Below are 21,153 nucleotides of genomic sequence, written 5' to 3' on the forward strand. Positions count from 1 at the left end.
CACAACTCAAAGGAGATGTTCTTATGCCAGTCATTACTCAAATCAATGCACGTGAAGTCCTTGATTCCCGCGGGAATCCGACAGTGGAAGTGGAAGTGTTCACTGAAAGCGGAGCTTTCGGGCGCGCGATCGTCCCTTCCGGTGCGTCGACAGGGGAGTACGAAGCAGTCGAACTGCGCGATGGCGATAAATCCCGTTACCTCGGGAAAGGCGTCCAGAAAGCGGTCGAGCACGTCAACACCGAAATCGCAGAAACGCTTGTCGGAAACTTCTATGTGCTGGATCAGATTTCCATCGATCAAGCGCTGATCGAACTTGACGGCACGGACAATAAAGGCCGCTTAGGCGCTAACGCGATTCTCGGAGTCTCCATGGCGGTTGCCCATGCGGCGGCTGATTACTTGGATGTGCCGCTTTACCAGTATTTGGGCGGCGTCAATTCGAAACAGCTTCCGGTCCCGATGATGAATATCCTGAACGGTGGGGAGCATGCCGATAACAACGTGGACATCCAGGAATTCATGGTCATGCCGGTCGGCGCGGAGACGTTCCGCCATGCCCTCCGTATCGGGGCGGAAATCTTCCATAACTTGAAGAGTGTCCTGAAATCGAAAGGCTATAACACAGGTGTAGGTGATGAAGGCGGCTTTGCCCCGAACCTGGGTTCGAATGAAGAAGCACTGGAGACGATCATGGAAGCGATCGAACAGGCCGGATATAAAGCGGGCGAAGATGTCATGCTGGCGATGGATGTCGCAGCTTCCGAAATTTACAACAAAGATAAAGGTGTTTATCATCTGGCGGGTGACAACGTCGAGAAAACATCCGAAGAAATGGTGGACTGGTACGAACAGCTGGCGGATAAATACCCGATCATCTCCATCGAGGACGGCTTGGATGAAAACGATTGGGCCGGCCATAAACTGCTGACGGAACGGATCGGCACACGCGTCCAGCTCGTCGGTGATGACCTGTTCGTCACGAATACGGAAAAGCTGTCCCGCGGCATCAAAGAAGGGGTTGCGAATTCGATCCTCATTAAAGTGAACCAGATCGGCACGCTGACCGAAACCTTCGATGCGATTGAAATGGCGAAACGGGCGGGCTATACGGCTGTCATCAGCCACCGTTCAGGTGAATCGGAAGATGTGACGATCGCGGATATCGCCGTCGCCACGAACGCCGGCCAGATCAAGACGGGCGCTCCTTCCCGTACGGACCGTGTCGCCAAGTACAATCAGCTGCTCCGCATTGAAGACCAGCTGCATACAACAGCCCAATTCCTGGGAAGAGAGACATTCTACAATATCAAGTAACAAGACGGCAGCAGAGGGGTTTTTCCTGTCCCTATTGTCATCCACTTCCCGTTTTGATAGAATTGGCTTATTGTGATTGCCCTTTCCGGGAGGTGGAAACGTTGCACGAACTTCTTATGATATTGCTGATTATAGTCTCAATCGCCCTTATTACTGTCGTTTTGCTGCAGTCAGGTAAAAGTGCAGGCCTCTCAGGCGCCATCTCCGGCGGTGCGGAACAGCTTTTTGGAAAGCAGAAAGCCCGCGGGGTCGACCTTGTGCTGCACCGGGTGACTATTGTGCTGTCAGTCCTGTTTTTTGTACTGGCGATTGCTGTTACAAAAGTTTAAAGCTCAAATCAAACGCCTGACCGAATTTTGGTTAGGCGTTTTCTTTTAGCGGGAATAAAGGCCGGCAGAAAACCTGCACAGGAAGACGTATCCGGCTCCTGCAATACATAACAGAGGAGGAGTAAATGATGCGGATTACACCACCGAAACCTTTTTTCTTCAAAGCCGGACCAAGGGCGGTGCTGCTGCTGCATGGCTTCACCGGCAACTCGGCGGATGTCCGGATGCTTGGTCGCTACTTGGAGAAAAAAGGATATACTTCAATGGCTCCCCATTATAAGGGGCATGGCACTGATCCAGAAAAACTCGTAAAGACCGGACCGGAAGACTGGTGGCAGGATGTGGTGGATGCATACGGCCGGCTGAAGGATGAGGGGTATGAGGAGATTGCGCTGGCAGGCCTGTCATTGGGAGGCGTATTTGCACTGAAACTGGGGTATACAGTTCCGGTAAAAGGGATTATCACTATGTGTTCCCCAATGTCGATGAAGACGACGGAACTTATGTACGAGGGCGTCCTGGAATATGCGAGAGAGTATAAGAAGTATGAAGGGAAAGATGAGGCGGTGATTGAACGGGAAGTAGCCGCACTTCAGGAGACTCCGATGGAATCCCTTCCGGAGCTCCGGAATCTTGTCTATGAAGTGAAAGAAGAAATTGACCATGTCTATGCACCTCTATTCGTTGTCCAGGGAAGAAAGGATTCTGTCATCGACCCCAAATCGGCCGAGGTCATTTATGACCGGACGGAATCGACTGACAAGCAGATCAAGTGGTATGAAAAATCAGGGCATGTCATTACACTGGGACCCGAAAAAGAACAGCTCCATGAGGATGTACATGACTTCCTTGAATCGCTTGATTGGAATGTGTAGGCTGTAAGTAGGTCAGGAACAGCCCCAAAAAAGAAGAGCGGGACAGGCGGCCTTATAAAAGCTGCTTAAATCCCTTCTATAATGATTTAATCTGTTAGCCGTTTTATGTGTATAAAGGAGGAATCTGAATGAGCCGACATGGAGAAACACTTGAACAGCGCCTGCTGGGTTTCATGCGTGAAGAGGCATATAGCCCGCTGACCGTGCAGGAAATCGAAGAACAGTTCGGATTCAAAGACGCTGACGAATTCAAGGAACTAGTGAAAACATTAGTGAAACTGGAAGGGCAAGGATTGCTTGTCCGGTCACGCGCAAACCGGTATGGCGTACCTGAACGGATGAATCTGGTACGAGGCAAATTCATCGGACATCAGCGGGGCTTCGGTTTTGTGGCGCCTGAAGAGGGAGGGGTGGATGATATCTTCGTTCCTCCGACAGAAGTGAATGGCGCAGTGAACGGCGATAAGGTCATCATCCGCGTTTCCGAATCTTCGTCAGGGGACCGGCGTGAAGGGACCATCGTCCGTATTTTGGAAAGAGGGACGACGAAAGTGGTCGGAACATTCCAGGCCAACCGCGGTTTCGGTTTTGTCGTTCCGGATGACAAAAAACTGAACATGGATGTATTCATTGCGAAAGAAGACACGCTCGGCGCGATCGACGGCCATAAAGTCGTCGTGGAAATCACCAGCTGGCCGGAGGGCAGAATGTCCGCGACAGGTATGGTGACGCAAATTCTGGGCCATAAAAACGATCCGGGAGTCGATATCCTCTCCATTATCCATAAGCATGGAATCGAAACGGAATTTCCGCCGGATGTACTGGCACAAGCCGAAGCGGTGCCGGACGACATCGACCCTTCCGATCTGTCAGGCCGTCGCGATCTGCGGGATGAAATGATCGTGACCATCGATGGCGCGGATGCAAAAGATTTGGATGACGCCGTACAAGTGACGAAACTTGATGATCAGACATATAAACTCGGCGTCCACATCGCGGATGTCAGTCATTACGTCACGGAAGGTTCTCCAATTGACCGGGAAGCCTTCGACCGGGCCACGAGTATCTATTTGACTGACCGGGTCATTCCAATGATTCCCCATCGGCTGTCGAACGGGATTTGCTCGCTGAATCCGAAAGTCGACCGTCTGACGCTGTCATGTGAAATGACGATCAATAAAAGCGGTGAAGTCACTTCCCATGAAATTTTTCAAAGTGTGATTCGGACGAATGCCCGTATGACATACAAAGAAGTATATGAAATCCTTGAAGAGGACAATCAGGAGCTGAAGGAGAAATACGCTGAACTGGTCCCGATGTTCGAACAGATGCGGGACCTTGCCGAAATTCTGCGTGGCCGCCGGATGGAACGGGGGGCGATCGATTTTGATTTCAAAGAATCGAAAGTCCTGGTCGATGAAGACGGTTATCCGATCGATGTCGTCATTCGCGAACGGACCGTTTCCGAAAGACTGATCGAAGAGTTCATGCTAGCGGCGAATGAAACAGTGGCGGAACATTTCCACTGGATGGACGTACCGTTCCTTTACCGGATCCATGAAGATCCGAAGGCGGAAAAATTACAGCGTTTCTTCGAGTTTCTGACGAATTTCGGGATTCTTGTCAAAGGGACCGGAAACAAAGTGCATCCGCGGGCGCTCCAGGAAATCATTGATTCCATCGAAGGGACGCCGGAAGAACCGGTCGTATCCACGATGCTTCTCCGGTCGATGCAGCAGGCGAAATACAGTGAAGAGAGTGTCGGCCATTTCGGGCTTTCGACGGAATTCTATACGCACTTCACATCGCCGATCCGGCGCTATCCCGATTTGATCGTCCACCGGCTAATCCGGACTTACCTGATCGACAAGGACCTCTCGGCACAGACCCGGGCTGCCTGGGATGCTGAAATGCCGGAGATCGCTCAGCACACGTCTGAGCGGGAACGGCGGGCTGTCGAAGCGGAACGGGATACGGATGCGCTGAAAAAGGCGCAGTATATGGCCGACAAGATCGGAGAAGAATTCGATGGAATCGTCTCTTCGGTGACGAACTTCGGGCTCTTTGTCGAATTGCCGAATACAATTGAGGGCCTCGTCCATGTCAGTAACTTAACAGACGATTTTTATCGGTTTGATGAGCGGCAGATGATGATGATCGGCGAACGCAGCAAGCGGCAGTTCCGGATCGGTGATGAAGTGACTGTCCGCGTGCTGGACGTAAAGCCGGAAGAATCGGCGGTCGATTTTGAAATTGCGGGAATGAAGCCGCGCGAACGGCGGGAACGCCGCGACGCCCCGAAAGTGATCCGTACATCGAGAGACGGGAATGGCAAGGGCGGAAAAGGTGACAAAGGCGGACCGAAAGACGACGGACAGCGGAAAAAGAAAGGCAAAGGCCAGAAAAAGAAGTTCTATGAAAATGCGGCAAAGAAAAAAGGAAGAAAAAAGAAAAAGTGAGCAGGCGGCATTCGTGCCGCCTCTCGGGATACAAGAGAGGTGAAACAGGATGCCAAAAGGGGAAGGAAAGCTCATCGCCCAGAATAAACGGGCGAACTTCGATTACTTTATTGAAGAAACAATCGAAGCCGGCATCGTCCTGAACGGCACGGAAATCAAATCCGCCCGCAAAGGGAAAGTACAAATCCGCGATGCATTCGTCCGGATCCGCAACGGAGAGGCATGGATTTCCAATATGCACATCAATCCCTACGAACAGGGAAACCAGTTTAATCACGATCCGCTCCGGTCACGGAAACTGCTGCTGCATAAAAAACAGATCGCCAGCCTGATCGGCAAAGTGCAGCGTGAAGGGGCGACGATCGTACCGATCAAAATGTATTTGAAGAATGGGTATGCGAAAGTGCTGATCGGTGTCGGAACCGGAAAGAAAAAGTACGACAAGCGGGAGGATCTGAAGAAAAAGGATGCAAACCGTGCGATCGAGCGTGCGCTGAAGGACCGGAGCCGCTGAGCGCCCAGCTTGATGCCGGCGTATGTTTCCGCTATAATTGTAAAAAGATACGTGAGATCCGCCGGATTGGGCGGCATCCCGTTTCGTATCCTTTAATCCGCATTCTGCGGGAATGAGGGGACGTTACGGATTCGACAGGAATGGTCCAAGCTTGGGCTGCGCGCCGGAGGGCTCGGCTCCGTAAAAACGGCACCTAATAATAATTGGCAAAAACCAAAACCTCGCATACGCAGCGTAAGCTAGCGTAGCAGTCCGGCTGTCCATCGCCCATGTGGACTGCCCGGACTTCACTTAAAGTGGGATACGGCATGCGGTGCGATCCGAGTCGCATGCAAGAGACCAGTGGATTAGTGCCCGGGACGCCTGCTTACTGGCAGATCGGTGCACGAATTCCAATAAGTAAGCTATGCGCGTAGACGTCCAAGTACAGGAGTTTCTGGACGCGGGTTCGACTCCCGCCGTCTCCATAGTGAACAGGCAGCGCCGCTTATTCAAGCGGCGCTGTTTTTCTGTTGGCACCTCATTTTTTAGCGTATTTCGTTTACAATTGGAGAGAGACTCATTAATGGGGGATTTGAAATGACTAAACCGAAACTTTTGTTAGTGGATGGGATGGCTGTCCTGTTCAGAAATTACTTTGCCACTGCAGCCGTCAATCAATATTTTCGGACGGCTGAAGGTCTTGCCACTAACGGTGTCCAAGGGTTCATCCGGCATGTGCTGACGGCGAAGATGCTCATGAAGCCGACGCATATGGCGATTTGCTGGGACATGGGAGCATACACATTCAGAAACGATTTATATGCCGGCTACAAGGCGAACCGGCCGGCGCCGCCTGATGACATGAAGCATCAGTTCGACCTGTCAAAAGAAGTGTCGGCGCAGCTGGGCTGGAAAAATTACGGGCTGGCCGGAATCGAAGCGGATGATTTTATCGGGTCATTTTCAGAACGCTATAAAGAGGATGCGGAAATTACAATCATCAGCGGGGATAAGGATTTGCTGCAGCTTCTGGCGCCGACCGTCCAGGTCGCTTTCATGAAAAAAGGCTTCCATATTTACGATTCGTATACAGAAGAACGATTCACGAAAGAATATGGCATTTTGCCGCGTCAGTTTGCTGATGTGAAGGCATTTATGGGAGATCCCAGCGATGGGTATCCGGGCGTGAAAGGGATCGGGCCGAAACAGGCACTCGACTTTATCCGGACATACGGGAGTGTGGAGGGCGTTCTCTCTTCACTGCACGAGCTGAAACCGGGCCAGCGCAAAAAGATCGAGGAGCAGCTCGATATGCTCAAGCTCTCAAAAGATCTTGCGGAAATCCGTACCGATGTTCCGCTTGAAACACAGCTGGATGAACTCGCTGTCCCGGTCTACAGCCCGGCACTGATCCCAATGCTGGAACGGCAGGAGCTCGGCCTTGTCGCCCGCCATATCGAAAAATTTTCCGGTGCCCCACAAGAAGACCCGTTCGCTTAATGCGGTTGCCGGAGCGGGATGATCCGGATGAACGACAGGACGTCTTTGTTTTTATTCCATGAGGCACTCCGGACTCTGCTTTTCCGTCCGCGCCCGCCGTTATCATGAAAAATTAGCGTTATATCCTCCGTTCCCGGCTCCTCCCTGAATCCGATCAGCGGCACCCAGTGATAGCGGTACATCGGTTTTTGGAACCAATGGAATGAAAAATGTTTATCGAATTTCATGGCGACCGGCCGGCCGGCGACAAGTTCCTGTTTGACTTCATCGAGGGTCCGGGCTTCATCGATCCGGTAGCGGGGACCAAGGAGTCTGCGAAGCCGCCGGATGAGGCGCCACTTGAACGAACCGATCCTTGAAGAGCCGAGTGCCCGGTAAAATTCATCGATGCCGATTTCATTTCCTTCATGATATTCCAGGATGACAGCCATTGTCACCGGCCCGCAGGCAGAACCTTGAAGTCCCGGGTGGATGGAGCCCTCGTATTGGGATTTGCCTTCTAGTTGGATGAATGCTTCCATTGTTTGAACCTCCTGATGGGGAAACCTTGCTATCAGGGTACGGAAATCCGGATGATTTGTCTAAAAAAGCGTCCTTTTTCTTACTTGATGGGCCTGCTCGGGTCCGGTGCGATAGCAGTCGCTGAAGCCGATCGAAGCACTGCACCAGGGAGATGAAAACCGGCGGCGGTCCCAAAAGATTTTTTTCTATGCTCGCGGCTGATTTGGATGCTAGAATGAGAGGGTATACGGATGTACTATTTGTGCGGTCGCTGGCCGTCTCGGGAGGTTTAAGTATGGTTGAAGAAACAATGAGGGATTTCTTTCTGTTTTTATCCAAGAACAAAGCGCTGACGAAAGCGGCAAAGAAGTATGGCCATCGATTTGGGGCCGGTCGCTTCGTTGCTGGTGAAACGATTAAGCAGGCTGTACAGACCATCAAAAACTTAAATGCGGAAGGGCTTCCAGTCACCATCGATTATTTGGGTGAATTCGTCGATTCCGTCGAAGAAGCGAAACACATGGCGGACAACTGCATCGAAGCGATTCATGCAATCGGCCGTGAAAACCTCGATTCACAAATGTCGCTTAAGCTCACTTCTATGGGCTTGGATATTTCCGATGACGTGGTCATGGAGAACATGCGGCGTATCCTTGAAGCCGCCAAAGAAGAGAATGTGTTCGTGACTATCGACATGGAAGATTATGAGCGCTGCGGCAAGACACTGGATATCTTCAAGCGCCTGAAGTCGGAATACGATAATATCGGCACAGTCATCCAGGCGTATCTGTACCGGACAGAAAAGGATATCGAAGAACTGGACAGCTACAGCCCGAATCTGCGCCTTGTCAAAGGGGCCTATAAGGAATCCGACCAAGTGGCATTCCCCATAAAGGCGGACGTCGATGAAAATTTCAAGAAAATCATCAGAATGCATTTGCTGAACGGCAATTACACGGCTATCGCCACGCATGACGATGCAATTATCGAATACACGAAAGAACTCGTGGAAGAGCATGGTATTCCGCGGGATCAGTTCGAATTCCAGATGCTGTACGGCATTCGGATCGAGCGCCAGCGTGAACTTGCCGCAGAAGGGTATAAGATGAGAATTTACGTCCCTTACGGAACAGACTGGTACGGCTATTTCATGCGGCGCCTGGCTGAACGTCCGGCGAATGTGGCGTTCGTGGCAAAAGGGGTCATCGGTAAATAAACAGTACGCGACCGGATTAATCCGGTCGCATTTTTTAGAGAATAAGAGATCAAATCGTTTTGCCGACAAATAAGAGATGTCGGAGCCCGATCTAAGGAGAAAGAGCGGCAGGAGGCGGCGCCTGCGGGAATGATCCGAGCGGAAGATCCTGAACTGAACGCAAGCGGAGGAAGCGGCTGAAGCCGTGCCCGCAGCAAGCGTCCGGCTGAAGTGATTTCTTCAGATTAGGGCATTTGCGTTTTTTGGGCGATTAAATATTGCGAAAAAAACGAATATGGATTACACTTAATGGCAGAACTAAAGGAAATTTTTTTTGGAATAAAAATGAATGAGGGTTCATTCAAAACCATTGGGAGGGTCTGACTGTGACGTATCAGATTAAAAAAGCAGCTGTTCTCGGTTCAGGAGTCATGGGATCCGGAATCGCGGCACATTTGGCGAATATCGGAATTCCCACACTTCTGCTAGATATCGTACCCCGTGAACTGACATCGGGAGAACAGAAAAAAGGACTGACACTGGAGAATCAGGAAGTCCGGAACCGGCTGGCACAAGGTGCCCTAAAGAAACTGCTGAAGCAGAAACCGGCACCGCTTACAGCCAAAAAGAACTTGCAGCTCATCACACCAGGCAACTTCGAAGATGACTTGGGTAAATTGAAGGACGTCGACTGGATCATCGAAGTGGTCGTGGAAAACTTGGAAATCAAAAAAAATCTGTATGAAAAAATCGACAGTGTCCGTTCGCCTGAGACGATCGTCTCTTCCAATACCTCCGGCATTTCCATTGAAGCAATGGCAGAAGGCAGATCAGAGAGCTTCAGAGCTCATTTTCTGGGCACCCATTTCTTCAATCCGCCAAGATACCTGAAGCTGCTGGAAGTGATTCCGGCGCAATCCACTAAACCCGAAGTCATCCGATTCATGACGGCATTCGGGGAAGATATCCTCGGAAAAGGTGTCGTATTGGCCAAAGACACCCCGAATTTCATTGCAAACCGCATCGGTACGTATGGCTTGCTGGTGACTCTCAGGGAAATGCTGGCACGCGGCTATTCTGTCGGGGAAGTGGATTCCGTTACCGGACCGGCGATCGGACGTCCTAAATCCGCGACATTCAGAACGCTGGATGTCGTGGGCCTCGATACGTTCCTTCATGTCGCCAAAAACGTGTACGATCAGACAGAAGGTGAAGAAAAAGAAGTTTTCAAATCACCGGAATTCCTCCAGAAAATGGTCGATAACGGCTGGCTCGGTGCAAAGTCCGGTCAAGGGTTCTTCAAAAAAGAAGGCAAAGAAATTCTGGAGCTCAACACGGAAACATTGGAATACGAACCGGTCAGGAAACTGAAAACGCCTTCACTGGAAGCGGCTAAACAGCAAAAAGGCTTATCCGCCAAAGTGAAAACACTTGTCTACGCAGATGATCGGACAGGTGAATTGCTGTGGAATATCCTTTCTCCGACACTAAGGTATTCAGCGGAGCTCCATGGAGAGATTGCGGATGACATCGTCGGGATCGATAATGCGATGAAGTGGGGCTTCGGCTGGGAACAGGGACCGTTCGAGATCTGGGATGCCATCGGCGTCCGGAAATCGGCGGAAAAGATGGAAGCGGAAGGTGCGTCCATTCCGCCATTTGTCCGATCCCTTCTTGAAAAAGGAGAAGAAACTTTTTATAAAGAGGAAGACGGGGACCTGTTCTATTTCAGCGGAGAAGGATTCGAGCCAGTCCCGGTCAATGAAAAAGCGATCAATCTGAAGCGCTACAAGAAAAAGAACGGGGTCATTAAATCGAACGCCGGGGCTAGTCTCATCGATCTTGGAGACGGCATCGCGCTTCTCGAATTCCATTCACAATCGAACGCAATCGGACTGGACATCATTCAGATGATCAACTTTGCGGTGGATGAAGTCGAGAAGAATTACCGGGGGCTGGTCATCGGGAATCAGGGCAAAAACTTCTGCGTCGGTGCGAACTTGGGCATGATCCTGATGGAAGCGCAGGATGACAATATTTTCGAATTGGATTACACCGTCCGGGCATTCCAAAATGCCATGCTGAAAATCAAGTACAGCACGAAACCGGTGGTGGCGGCGCCGTTCGCCATGACACTAGGAGGCGGAGCGGAAGTCTGTCTCCCGGCAGCCCACATCCAGGCATCCATGGAAACTTACATGGGACTGGTGGAAGCCGGTGTCGGTCTGATTCCTGGAGGCGGCGGCAACAAAGAGCTTTACGCGAAGCACTTGAAGGGGCTGCCGAATAACGTGCTCGTCGACTATACAAACGTCGCAATGAAAGTATTCGAATCCATCGCCACTGCGAAAGTGTCGACATCTGCAGAAGAAGCAAGGGAAACGAATTTCCTCAACTTTACGGATGGGATCAGTGCCAACAGCGATCACTTGATTTACGACGCGAAGCAGGCAGCGATCGGTCTTGCAGAAGGCGGTTATAAAGCCCCTGCCCGCGAAAAGATTCCGGTGCCGGGCGAACCCGGCTATGCAGCGCTGCTGCTCGGCGCACAAGGCATGCTTGAATCCGGTTATATCAGCGAACATGATCTGAAAATAGCCCGGAAACTGGCTTATGTCCTGGCAGGAGGAAAATTGCCGTACGGAACCGAAGTGGATGAACAGTACCTGCTCGACTTGGAACGGGAAGCGTTCCTGAGTCTGGTGGCTGAACCGAAATCACAGCAGCGGATGCAGCACATGCTCCTCAAGGGCAAACCGCTGCGCAACTGATCGAGAGATATAAAGGAGGAACTTTCAATGCGTGAAGCAGTAATCGTTGCCGGAGCACGGACTCCGGTCGGGAAAACGAAAAAGGGTTCCCTGGCTACTGTGCGCCCGGATGATTTTGGCGCGCTGACAGTTCGGGAAACGCTGAAGCGGGCAGGAGGCTATGACGGACCAATCGATGATCTGATCATGGGCTGTGCCATGCCGGAAGCTGAACAGGGAATGAATGTGGCAAGGCTGATCGGCGCGCTGGCAGGACTGCCGGATACAACCCCGGCTGTAACCGTGAACCGGTTCTGCTCATCCGGCCTCCAGTCGATCGCTTACGCCGCGGAACGGATTATGGTAGGGTCGGCCTCCGCTGTACTGGCCGGCGGCGTGGAATCGATGAGCATGGTGCCGATGATGGGGAATGTTGTAAGACCGAATGCCCAGCTGTCCGAGGATGCTCCGCAATATTATATGAGCATGGGGCACACTGCCGAGCAAGTGGCGTCGAAATACGGCGTCAGCCGGGAAGACATGGATGCATTCGCGGTCCAGTCGCACGACCGGGCAGGATCGGCCATCAAAGGCGGACGGTTCGATCCTTCCATCGTACCGGTTGATGTGACAAAGCGGTTCGTGGATGACAACAACAAACTCCAGGAAGAGAAATTTACGTTTACGACAGATGAAGGGGTCCGGCCCGGCACCACTGCTGAAACACTCGGCAGTTTGAGGGCAGCCTTTTCAGCGCGGGGAAGCGTGACGGCGGGGAATTCCTCCCAGACATCCGATGGAGCCGGAACTGTCCTTGTCATGGAAAGGGAAAAAGCGGAAGCGCTCGGCCTGAAGCCGATCGCCAAGTTCAGATCGTTTGCGACAGGCGGTGTTCCGCCGGAAGTCATGGGAATCGGCCCTGTCGTGGCGGTTCCGAAAGCCCTCGAGATTGCGGGGCTTACAAAAGAGGACATCGATTTATGGGAACTGAATGAAGCATTCGCTTCCCAGTCCCTGGCCGTCATCCGCGAGCTGGGCCTCGATATGGACAAAGTGAACGTCAACGGCGGTGCAATTGCACTCGGTCACCCGCTCGGCGCCACCGGTACCATCCTGACTCTCCGGCTGATGGACGAGCTGAAGCGCCAAGGCAAGCAGTTCGGGGTTGTGACGATGTGCATCGGCGGCGGAATGGGTGCCGCAGGCGTATTTGAAATGCTATAACAGAAAAAGACGGAGGGATTTTTATGTCACAAGCAGCAAAGACAGAAATCATTAAAGGCGGCAGTTTCCTGATTGCCGATGTTGATGTTTCCCGTGTATTCACGCCGGAAGACTTTACGGATGAACATAAGATGATCGCGAAGACGACAGAAGACTATGTGAAACAGCAAGTATTGCCTGTCCACGAAAAATTGGAGAACCATGAATTCGAGTATTCGGTGAAACTGCTGAAAGAAGCCGGGGAACTCGGACTTCTCGGTGCTGACGTGCCGGAGCAGTATGACGGATTGGGGCTTGATAAAGTGGCATCCGCTCTAATCGCGGAGCGGATGTCAGTTGCAGGCGGTTTTTCGATCACACACGGCGCACATGTCGGAATCGGTTCACTGCCGATCGTGCTGTTCGGGAACGAAGAGCAAAAATCGAAGTACCTGCCCAAGCTGGCGACAGGTGAGCTGATCGCTGCATACGCCCTGACAGAACCGAGCTCGGGATCGGATGCCTTGGGTGCGAAAACCACGGCAAAACTGAATGAGGCAGGAACTCATTACGTACTCAACGGAGAAAAACAATGGATCACCAATGCAGGATTCGCTGACGTGTTCGTCGTTTACGCAAAAATCAATGGGGATCAGTTTTCGGCATTCATTGTCGAACGGAAGTTTCCGGGCGTATCGGTCGGACCGGAAGAAAAGAAGATGGGGATCAAGTCTTCTTCCACGCGGACGCTGATCCTGGAAGATGCGGAAGTTCCGGTTGAAAACCTCCTTGGGGAAGCGGGCCGGGGACATGTCATTGCATTCAACATCCTGAACATCGGACGGTATAAGCTCGGCGTCGGTACAATCGGCGGTTCGAAGCGGGCGATGGAAGTGACGATCCCTTATACAAACCAGCGGCAGCAGTTCAAGACGCCGATTTCGTCATTCAATCTCACCCGGGAGAAGCTGGCGACCATGGCATCAAAACTGTATGCGGTCGAAAGCTCGGTCTACCGGACAGTCGGTCTTTTTGAAGACCGGATGAGCCAGTTCAGCGATGAAGAACAGGGCAACGGCAAACTCGTGGCGGAATCAATTGCGGAATATGCGATCGAATGCTCGCTGAACAAATTCTTCGGAACGGAAGTTCTGGATTATATCGTGGATGAAGGGGTTCAGCTCCATGGCGGATACGGGTTCATGCAGGAATACGAAATCGAACGCGCATACCGCGATTCCCGCATCAACCGGATCTTTGAGGGGACGAATGAAATCAACCGTCTTCTGGTGCCGGGGACATTGCTCCGAAAAGCGATGAAAGGTGAATTGCCGCTTCTTCAGGAAGCAGAAAAACTTCAGGGAGAACTGCTCATGATGATGCCGGAAGAAGTCGGCACTGAACCGCTCGAGCAGGAAAAACACCTCTTGAAAAATGCGAAGAAAATCGCGCTCCTTGCTGCAGGTCTTGCAGCACAGCGTTTCGGGAAGAAGCTCGAGTCTGAGCAGGAAGTGCTTGTAAATATTGCGGATATTGTCTCGAACGTCTACGCAATCGAGTCAGTCATCAAACGCACAGAAAAAGCAATCGGCAACAGCAGTGCGGATAAAGAGCAGCAGAAGCTTCTGTATACCCAGATTTTCACACAAGAAGCATTCGAGGAAATCGAACGGGATGCGAAAGAGACGCTGATCGCCGCAGCGGAAGGGGATAATCTCCGCATGATGCTGTCGGCCCTCCGGAAGCTGACCCGCTATACCCCGTATAACGTCATTGTGAAAAAACGTGAAGCGGCTGTAAAGCTGATCGATGCTGAAAAGTACATTGTATAATCGAAAAGGAAAAAACGCAGTCTTCCGGCTGCGTTTTTTGATAGACTGAAACAGGAAGGAGAGGGAAGCGATGCTGAAATTCTATACTTACCCGTCTTGCAGTACATGTAAAAAAGCGAAAAAATGGCTGGAGGAAAATGGAATTCCTTATAACGAGATCGATATTGTGAAATCCGTTCCCGGCAGGGGAGAAATCCGCACTTATTGGAAAAACAGCGGGCTTGAGCTGAAGAAATTATTCAATACAAGCGGCGTAAAATATCGTGAGCTCGGCCTTAAAGACCGATTGCCTGAGCTGGATGAAGAAGAACAGCTCACCCTGCTGGCGAGTGACGGGAAGCTGCTGAAGCGGCCGATCGCTGCAGATGGGAAAGGGGCGACGTTCGGTTTTAAAGAAACGGTGTATGAAAAAACGTGGAAATGAATAATTGTGTTTCCTTAGGGATTATGGCAAACTGTAGCTGTAAGAGTACATAGGTGGAGGGATTCGAATGAGCGTACCAGCTGGACTTATTTATTCGAAAGAACATGAATGGGTAAAAATGGAAGACGGCAAAGCCCGAATCGGAATCACTCAGTTCGCTCAGGAAGAACTTGGGGATATTGTATTTGTTGAACTTCCGCAAGTCGGGGATCAGCTGTCGAAGGACGAGCCATTCGGCAGCGTGGAATCCGTCAAAACGGTTTCAGAATTGTACGCCCCGGTCAGCGGCAAAGTCGTTGAAGTGAACAGCGGATTGGAAGACAGTCCTGAACTCGTCAACGAATCACCGTATGAAGAAGCATGGATGGTCGTCGTGGAACTGACCGATGAATCAGAGCTCGAAGAACTGATGGATGCGGATGCGTATGGTGAACTGATCGAAGGATGACCCCTGAAGCGCTGATTCCAGCGCTTTTTTTCGTATACAAGCAAGTTTCTTTATTTTGAGTTAAAGGTATTGTATAACTAGATGATGTTACCTGCCCTGTGGACCTTGAAGATGTCGGTCATTGAGGATGTGGAGAACATGGAAAAAGTGATTATTGTGGAAGGCCGGTCCGATAAAGTGCGGATTGCGCCGCTTATTGCTGAACCAGTGACGATTTTATGCACGAATGGAACCGTCAGTGCTGTTAAACTGGAAGAATTGCTGGAACCTTACGAAGGCTTGGACCTGATTGTCCTCGTTGACGCGGACAAGTCCGGGGAATCACTGAGGAAATTGTTCAAGCGCGTATTTCCCGAGGCGCGTCATGTCTACATTGACCGTTCCTATAAGGAAGTGGCCGCAACGCCCGCACGGATCTTGCTGGATGTTCTGATCAGCGCAAATGTCCGTGTGAACACAGCGCTGGCGGAAGGGTGAACCGAATGGAAGACTGGACACACCAAGACTGGATGAAAATCAAAAATCGGCACGGCCGGACGGCCCTTTATTTATATACACCGATGTGCGGCACTTGCCGCCTTGCTGCCCGGATGCTGTCCATCGTCGAAGAAATGAAACCGGGACTGCCGATCGGAAAAGCGAATTTGAATTTCGCGCAGGATATCGCCGAGCTGTATAAGGTGGAGAGCGTGCCTTGCCTTTTGATCACGGAAAACGGAGATTTGAAAGAAAAGGTCTATGCATTCCGTTCGGTTCCATACTTGGCGGAAAAAATCAAAAGTAGTTGACGGGTCAAATCCGCTGTGATATATTCAGATTCTGATTTCGACAATTCAATAGTGTGTTTCTTATCTAGAGAGGTGGAGGGATGTGCCCGATGAAGCCCGGCAACCGTCACGAAAGTGAAATGGTGCCAATTCACACAGTATGCGGTCAGCATGCTGGGAGATGAGAGAACGGGACGAACCGACAAATTCACCCTTCTGCTCATTTTTTCGAGCGGAAGGGTTTTTGATTTTACAGACGCCGCGGAAGTGGGCGTGTTTACTACAAAGTACAGGAGTGTCAGACGGATGATCGAATTAACAAATCTGACGAAAAAATATCAGACTGATAAAGGTGTCCTGACAGCGGTGGACGATGTCAGCCTGTCCATTGAGAAAGGCGAGATTTTCGGTATCATCGGCTACAGCGGGGCAGGCAAAAGTACGCTGATCCGATTGCTGAACGGGCTGGAAAAGCCGACAGCAGGCTCCGTTGAAATCCAGGACCAGAAAATTTCCGCGATCAGAGGTAAGCAGCTGCGGCAAGCCCGCCAGAAAGTCAGCATGATTTTTCAGCATTTTAATCTGCTTTGGTCGCGAACGGTCAAAGAGAACATTGAATTTCCGCTGGAAATAGCCGGTGTCCCGAAAAGTGCGCGAAGCACCCGTGCACTCGAGCTGATCGAGCTGGTCGGATTGGCCGGCAGGGAGAATGCGTATCCCTCGCAGCTGTCAGGCGGGCAGAAACAGCGTGTCGGGATTGCCCGTGCGCTTGCGAACGATCCCGAAGTCCTGCTGTGCGACGAAGCCACTTCAGCTCTCGATCCGCAGACCACCGACTCCATCCTCGACCTGCTTGTAAGCATCAATGAACGGCTGGGACTGACGATTGTGCTCATTACACACGAAATGCATGTCATCCGGAAAATCTGTCACCGGGTAGCTGTCATGGAAGCCGGGAAAGTGGTGGAGCTCGGTGACGTCCTGACGATTTTCCAATCTCCGCGTGAACCGATCACTAAACGGTTTGTCGCCCAAGTGACGGAAGCGCAAGGTGCGGAAGAAACGGTGCGCCGCCTGAGGGAGGCGTATCCGGCAGGAGAATTGGTCCGGCTCGGTTTTATCGGAGAGCAGACGGAAGAGCCTGTGCTGACAGAGCTGATCCGGAACCACCCGGTCGATGTGAACATCATCCAGGGAAACATTTCACGGACGCATGGCGGCGCATACGGGACATTGATTCTTCAGCTTAAGGGCCCGGACAGCGAAATACGATCTGCCATCTCATTCCTTGAAAACCGCCAAGTGCAGACGGAGGTGATTTCAGGTGCTTGAAAATTTTCTGCCGAATGTCGACTGGCAAGATATGTGGGCAGCCACTTTGGAGACCATCTACATGACCGCTATGGCGACATTCTTCACCTTTGTCATCGGTCTTATCCTAGGGATTGTCCTGTTCCTGACCCAGCCTCATCAGGCTTGGGCGAACAGTGTAGTGAACTGGCTGACGGGAGCGCTCGTCAATATTTTCCGCTCGATTCCGTTCATCATCCTGATCATCCTGCTTATCCCGTTCACCCAATTTCTGATTGGCACCATCCGGGGACCTAACGCAGCTTTGCCAGCACTGATTATCGGTGCAGCTCCATTCTATGCGCGCCTTGTACTCATCGCGCTGAAAGAGATCGACAAAGGTGTCCTGGAAGCGGCCCGCTCCATGGGGGCGACGACTTGGACAGTCATCCGGAAAGTGCTTTTGCCTGAATCCTTGCCCGCCCTTGTTTCCGGGATCACCGTAACCGCCATCGCCCTTGTCGGCTATACAGCCATGGCCGGGGTCATCGGAGCCGGAGGACTCGGAACGCTGGCATTCCTCGACGGCTTTCAGCGGAACAGGGGTGACGTGACGCTGACGGCGACAGTCGTGATTCTGGTCATTGTATTCGTCATTCAGTATATCGGAGATTTTCTTACCGTCCGTATCGACAAACGGTAACTGCGGAGTCTTTCCGTTTTTATAGATTCATCATAAGACCATTACAAAAGGAGAGTTATCACATGAAGAAATTTGTAGCAGGAACAGTATTGAGCGCACTTGCCCTTTCAGGATGCGGAGCAGCCGGGGCAGGAGAGGAAGAGAACACCACACTGACAGTCGGCGCTTCCAACGTGCCGCATGCAGTGATTCTGGAAGAAGCGGCACCGCTCCTTGAAGAACAGGGAATCGATCTCGAAATTGAAACTTACCAGGATTACATCCTGCCGAATAAAGATTTGGCTGCCGGTACGCTGGATGCGAACTATTTCCAGCACGTCCCGTACCTGGAATCCCAAATCGCTGACTTCGGTTACGAGTTCGCCAACGCGGGCGGAATCCATATCGAACCGATCGGTGTTTATTCCAAGGAATACGACTCGCTGGATGAACTTCCGGAAGGGGCAACCATCCTGATGAGCAACTCAGTTGCGGACCACGGCCGGATCCTTGCGATGCTTGAGAAAAAAGGGCTGATCAAACTGGCTGAAGGCGTCGAAAAAACTGAAGCGGAAGTCAGCGACATCGTCGAAAATCCGAAGAACCTGCAGTTTGATGCGGATTATGAAGCTGCCCTCCTTGTCCAAATGTATGAAGCTGGCGAAGGGGACGCGGTTCTGATCAATTCCAACTATGCCATCGATGCTGGCCTGAATCCGATGGAAGATGCCATCGCGCTCGAGGATTCCGATTCTCCTTACGCTAACATCATCGCGGTCCAGGAAGGCGATGAAGATAATGAGGACATTCAGGCGCTGGTTGAAGTTCTGAAGTCCGATGAAATTCAGGAATTCATCCTGGAAGAATGGCAGGGCGCGGTTGTCCCGGTCGAATAAAACAAAGTTTGAGGAACAGTCTCCCGATCGGAGCTGTTCCTTTTTTACTGGATGATTCCAGGGGGGAGACAAATCATTCTTGTTCAATCCCGGTGGATGGATTTGGATAATTCGTTCATTTCTTTCAATTTGCTCAAAACTGTACTCTTGGAAATGGCTGTGATAGTATGGGTACGATGTAGTACTAAAGAGTTAGGAGGAGTCATCATGAAGAAACTGTTGGCAGTAAGTTTTGCAGCCTCTCTGGTACTTGGGGCTTGTGCAGAAGAAGAGCCGGTCGAAGAAGAGGTAGTTGAAGAAGAGCCGGTCGAAGAAGAAGTGGTCGAAGAAGAACCAGTAGAAGAAGAGCCGGTTGAAGAAGAAGCTGCAAGTGAAGAGGGAGCTTCTGAATTCGTCCAGTTCTACTTGACGGTTTCCCAGACGATCAATGCAGCGGATGCCGATCTGAACGCTTTTGAAGCAGCTGCAGCGGATCCTGAAGTTCCGGCTGAAGAAGTGGAAGCGCTCCGTGAACCGGCAGCAGTTTCTGCGGAAGAAGCAGCCGCAGCGGTAGAAGCAATCGAGATTCCGGAAGCGCTGGCTGATAACCAGGCTGAAATCGAAGAAGCTCTCACTGCAATCCAGGAAGCTTACACAATGAAAGCGGAAGCGATCAGAGCCGGTGAAACGACGTTCGAAGAAGCGGATGCCCGTTTTGCCGAAGCCGATGAAATCCTCAACGGCATTCTGGAAGGATACGGTCTTGCAGCATCGAGCCTCATGAACGAAGTTGCCGGATGATCCAGCGAAAAAGCCTGACTCAGTCAGGCTTTTTTGTTTGCTCTTTTGAAATGGATCCGTAGGTAAAAAGAATGAAATTGGAAAGATTTCGTTTATTTCCGCCAAAGAAGGGTATAATCGAGGTGTAAGATTTTTAAAATATCGAAAAGAAGCGAAAGGGATGATTCATTATCAGTTCTTCACATGATGGCACAGAGAGGATGGAGCAGGCATTTAGGGACAAACATGGCTTCGGCATGAACGAATACAAACAGGACCCTGAGCTCCTCATTGAAGTGGAGAAACGGAGAGAGCGCGACTACAACAAGGAGCAGCGAATCGTCTCTAATCTGGAAAGGCAGATCCATCGGAACGACATCGGATAATGACTTGCCAAACCAGCGCGATTTCAGTGCTGGTTTTCATATGCCCTTATTCTCAATTGGATAAAATGATTGAAAAGTAAATCTTTTTAGAGCTTTACTCAGTAAATGATACCAGCGGCGGGAAATCGGCTTTTTAGCGAGATTTCCCGCCGCTTTTTACATGTCTCAAAGATTTGCTACTGAATGGTGTTTCGGTTAAGATTAGAATGATACTAATTTAGAATGGATTTCCGTTCAACATACATTTATTGGAGGGTTAAATATGTCAAGTTTGGTTATCAAGGACCTGCACGTTGAAATTGAAGGAAAAGAAATTTTAAAAGGTGTAAACCTGACGATCAATACAGATGAAATTCATGCCATCATGGGGCCGAACGGTACCGGGAAATCGACCCTTGCTTCAGCGATCATGGGGCATCCGAAATATGAAGTGACTTCAGGCACAGTGACGCTAGACGGTGAAGACGTCCTCGAGATGGAAGTGGATGAACGCGCACAAGCCGGATTGTTCCTCGCTATGCAATACCCAAGCGAAATCACTGGCGTCACCAATGCTGACTTCCTCCGTTCTGCGATCAATTCCCGCCGTGAAGAAGGCGATGAAATCCCGCTTATGAAATTCATCCGGGATCTGGACAAAAAAATGGACCTGCTGGAAATGGATCAGGAGATGGCGCAGCGCTACTTGAACGAAGGGTTTTCCGGCGGGGAGAAAAAACGGAATGAAATCCTCCAGCTGATGATGATCCAGCCGAAATTCGCGATTCTCGATGAAATCGACTCCGGACTCGACATCGATGCACTTAAAGTGGTTTCGAAAGGCATTAACGAAATGCGCAGCGAGAACTTCGGCTGCCTGATCATCACTCATTATCAGCGGCTCCTGAACTACATCACGCCGGACCATGTCCATGTCATGATGCAGGGCCGTGTCGTAAAGTCTGGCGGACCTGAACTTGCCCAGAAACTTGAAAGCGAAGGATATGACTGGATCAAAGAAGAACTCGGCATCGAAGATGAAACAGTAGGTCAAGCATAAACGGAG

Annotated in this window: 21 protein-coding genes, 1 other RNA gene and 1 riboswitch; of the genes, 21 read left to right on the forward strand and 1 reads right to left on the reverse strand. The window is 51.1% G+C overall.

Annotated features, from left to right (window positions below):
* Positions 1 to 23: 23 nt before the first annotated feature.
* The 7 genes from eno to CCE92_RS05395 all read left to right on the forward strand — a co-directional run bounded on the left by eno (position 24) and on the right by CCE92_RS05395 (position 6,975).
* Complete coding sequence (eno, locus tag CCE92_RS05365; protein ID WP_088006498.1) at positions 24 to 1,316, forward strand: phosphopyruvate hydratase; 1,293 nt, start codon at positions 24 to 26, stop codon at positions 1,314 to 1,316.
* Positions 1,317 to 1,417: 101 nt separating this feature from the next.
* Positions 1,418 to 1,645 (forward strand): preprotein translocase subunit SecG, encoded by a 228-nt coding sequence (secG, locus tag CCE92_RS05370; protein WP_088006499.1) that lies wholly within the window; start codon positions 1,418 to 1,420, stop codon positions 1,643 to 1,645.
* 125 nt (positions 1,646 to 1,770) lie between these two features.
* Positions 1,771 to 2,520 (forward strand): alpha/beta hydrolase, encoded by a 750-nt coding sequence (locus CCE92_RS05375; protein WP_088006500.1) that lies wholly within the window; start codon positions 1,771 to 1,773, stop codon positions 2,518 to 2,520.
* 128 nt (positions 2,521 to 2,648) lie between these two features.
* Entirely contained in the window at positions 2,649 to 4,979 is a 2,331-nt protein-coding gene (gene rnr / locus CCE92_RS05380) for a ribonuclease R (protein WP_088006501.1), read from the forward strand.
* 49 nt (positions 4,980 to 5,028) lie between these two features.
* Positions 5,029 to 5,493 carry an SsrA-binding protein SmpB gene (smpB, locus tag CCE92_RS05385; RefSeq protein ID WP_088006502.1) on the forward strand — a complete coding sequence of 155 codons (465 nt, stop codon included), beginning with the start codon at positions 5,029 to 5,031 and terminating at the stop codon, positions 5,491 to 5,493.
* A gap of 116 nt (positions 5,494 to 5,609) precedes the next feature.
* Positions 5,610 to 5,963, forward strand: a transfer-messenger RNA (tmRNA) gene (gene ssrA, locus CCE92_RS05390).
* A gap of 109 nt (positions 5,964 to 6,072) precedes the next feature.
* Complete coding sequence (locus CCE92_RS05395) at positions 6,073 to 6,975, forward strand: 5'-3' exonuclease (RefSeq protein ID WP_088006503.1); 903 nt, start codon at positions 6,073 to 6,075, stop codon at positions 6,973 to 6,975.
* Here the strand turns inward: CCE92_RS05395 and CCE92_RS05400 are convergent.
* Complete coding sequence (locus CCE92_RS05400; protein ID WP_088006504.1) at positions 6,972 to 7,496, reverse strand: hypothetical protein; 525 nt, start codon at positions 7,494 to 7,496, stop codon at positions 6,972 to 6,974. The two genes, CCE92_RS05395 and CCE92_RS05400, sit on opposite strands and share 4 nt — an antisense overlap.
* A gap of 275 nt (positions 7,497 to 7,771) precedes the next feature.
* Here CCE92_RS05400 and CCE92_RS05405 point away from each other — a divergent pair, with 275 nt between their 5' ends.
* The 14 genes from CCE92_RS05405 to sufC all read left to right on the forward strand — a co-directional run bounded on the left by CCE92_RS05405 (position 7,772) and on the right by sufC (position 21,147).
* Complete coding sequence (locus tag CCE92_RS05405) at positions 7,772 to 8,692, forward strand: proline dehydrogenase family protein (protein WP_088006505.1); 921 nt, start codon at positions 7,772 to 7,774, stop codon at positions 8,690 to 8,692.
* A 365-nt stretch (positions 8,693 to 9,057) separates the two neighbouring features.
* Complete coding sequence (locus CCE92_RS05410) at positions 9,058 to 11,442, forward strand: 3-hydroxyacyl-CoA dehydrogenase/enoyl-CoA hydratase family protein (RefSeq protein ID WP_088006506.1); 2,385 nt, start codon at positions 9,058 to 9,060, stop codon at positions 11,440 to 11,442.
* Positions 11,443 to 11,469: 27 nt separating this feature from the next.
* The gene (locus CCE92_RS05415; RefSeq protein ID WP_088006507.1) at positions 11,470 to 12,645 is read left to right on the forward strand and encodes an acetyl-CoA C-acetyltransferase; all 1,176 of its coding nucleotides are present in this window, start codon (positions 11,470 to 11,472) and stop codon (positions 12,643 to 12,645) included.
* A gap of 23 nt (positions 12,646 to 12,668) precedes the next feature.
* Positions 12,669 to 14,456 carry an acyl-CoA dehydrogenase FadE gene (locus CCE92_RS05420; protein ID WP_088006508.1) on the forward strand — a complete coding sequence of 596 codons (1,788 nt, stop codon included), beginning with the start codon at positions 12,669 to 12,671 and terminating at the stop codon, positions 14,454 to 14,456.
* 70 nt (positions 14,457 to 14,526) lie between these two features.
* The gene (locus CCE92_RS05425) at positions 14,527 to 14,880 is read left to right on the forward strand and encodes an arsenate reductase family protein (protein WP_088006509.1); all 354 of its coding nucleotides are present in this window, start codon (positions 14,527 to 14,529) and stop codon (positions 14,878 to 14,880) included.
* A gap of 67 nt (positions 14,881 to 14,947) precedes the next feature.
* Positions 14,948 to 15,328, forward strand: coding sequence for a glycine cleavage system protein GcvH (gene gcvH, locus CCE92_RS05430; protein WP_088006510.1), 381 nt, complete (start codon positions 14,948 to 14,950; stop codon positions 15,326 to 15,328).
* 138 nt (positions 15,329 to 15,466) lie between these two features.
* Positions 15,467 to 15,805: a toprim domain-containing protein gene (locus CCE92_RS05435; protein WP_088006511.1), complete on the forward strand. Its 339-nt coding sequence runs from the start codon at positions 15,467 to 15,469 to the stop codon at positions 15,803 to 15,805.
* Positions 15,806 to 15,810: 5 nt separating this feature from the next.
* Positions 15,811 to 16,116: a thioredoxin family protein gene (locus CCE92_RS05440; RefSeq protein ID WP_088006512.1), complete on the forward strand. Its 306-nt coding sequence runs from the start codon at positions 15,811 to 15,813 to the stop codon at positions 16,114 to 16,116.
* Positions 16,117 to 16,173: 57 nt separating this feature from the next.
* A riboswitch (SAM riboswitch) is annotated at positions 16,174 to 16,283 on the forward strand.
* 118 nt (positions 16,284 to 16,401) lie between these two features.
* Entirely contained in the window at positions 16,402 to 17,427 is a 1,026-nt protein-coding gene (locus CCE92_RS05445) for a methionine ABC transporter ATP-binding protein (RefSeq protein WP_088006513.1), read from the forward strand.
* Positions 17,420 to 18,088 (forward strand): methionine ABC transporter permease, encoded by a 669-nt coding sequence (locus CCE92_RS05450; protein ID WP_088006514.1) that lies wholly within the window; start codon positions 17,420 to 17,422, stop codon positions 18,086 to 18,088. Before CCE92_RS05445 ends, CCE92_RS05450 begins: the two co-directional genes overlap by 8 nt.
* Before the next feature lie 62 nt (positions 18,089 to 18,150).
* Positions 18,151 to 18,963, forward strand: a complete 813-nt coding sequence (locus tag CCE92_RS05455) for a MetQ/NlpA family ABC transporter substrate-binding protein (RefSeq protein WP_088006515.1) — start codon at positions 18,151 to 18,153, stop codon at positions 18,961 to 18,963.
* Between the two features lie 207 nt (positions 18,964 to 19,170).
* The gene (locus CCE92_RS05460; RefSeq protein WP_088006516.1) at positions 19,171 to 19,743 is read left to right on the forward strand and encodes a hypothetical protein; all 573 of its coding nucleotides are present in this window, start codon (positions 19,171 to 19,173) and stop codon (positions 19,741 to 19,743) included.
* A gap of 200 nt (positions 19,744 to 19,943) precedes the next feature.
* Positions 19,944 to 20,108 (forward strand): YuzK family famiily protein, encoded by a 165-nt coding sequence (locus CCE92_RS16035; protein ID WP_164474940.1) that lies wholly within the window; start codon positions 19,944 to 19,946, stop codon positions 20,106 to 20,108.
* Positions 20,109 to 20,370: 262 nt separating this feature from the next.
* Positions 20,371 to 21,147 carry a Fe-S cluster assembly ATPase SufC gene (gene sufC / locus CCE92_RS05465; RefSeq protein ID WP_088006517.1) on the forward strand — a complete coding sequence of 259 codons (777 nt, stop codon included), beginning with the start codon at positions 20,371 to 20,373 and terminating at the stop codon, positions 21,145 to 21,147.
* Positions 21,148 to 21,153: the final 6 nt, after the last annotated feature.

It is taken from the genome of Indiicoccus explosivorum (genome assembly GCF_002167005.1).
GTDB classification, from domain to species: Bacteria; Bacillota; Bacilli; order Bacillales_A; family Planococcaceae; genus Indiicoccus; species Indiicoccus explosivorum.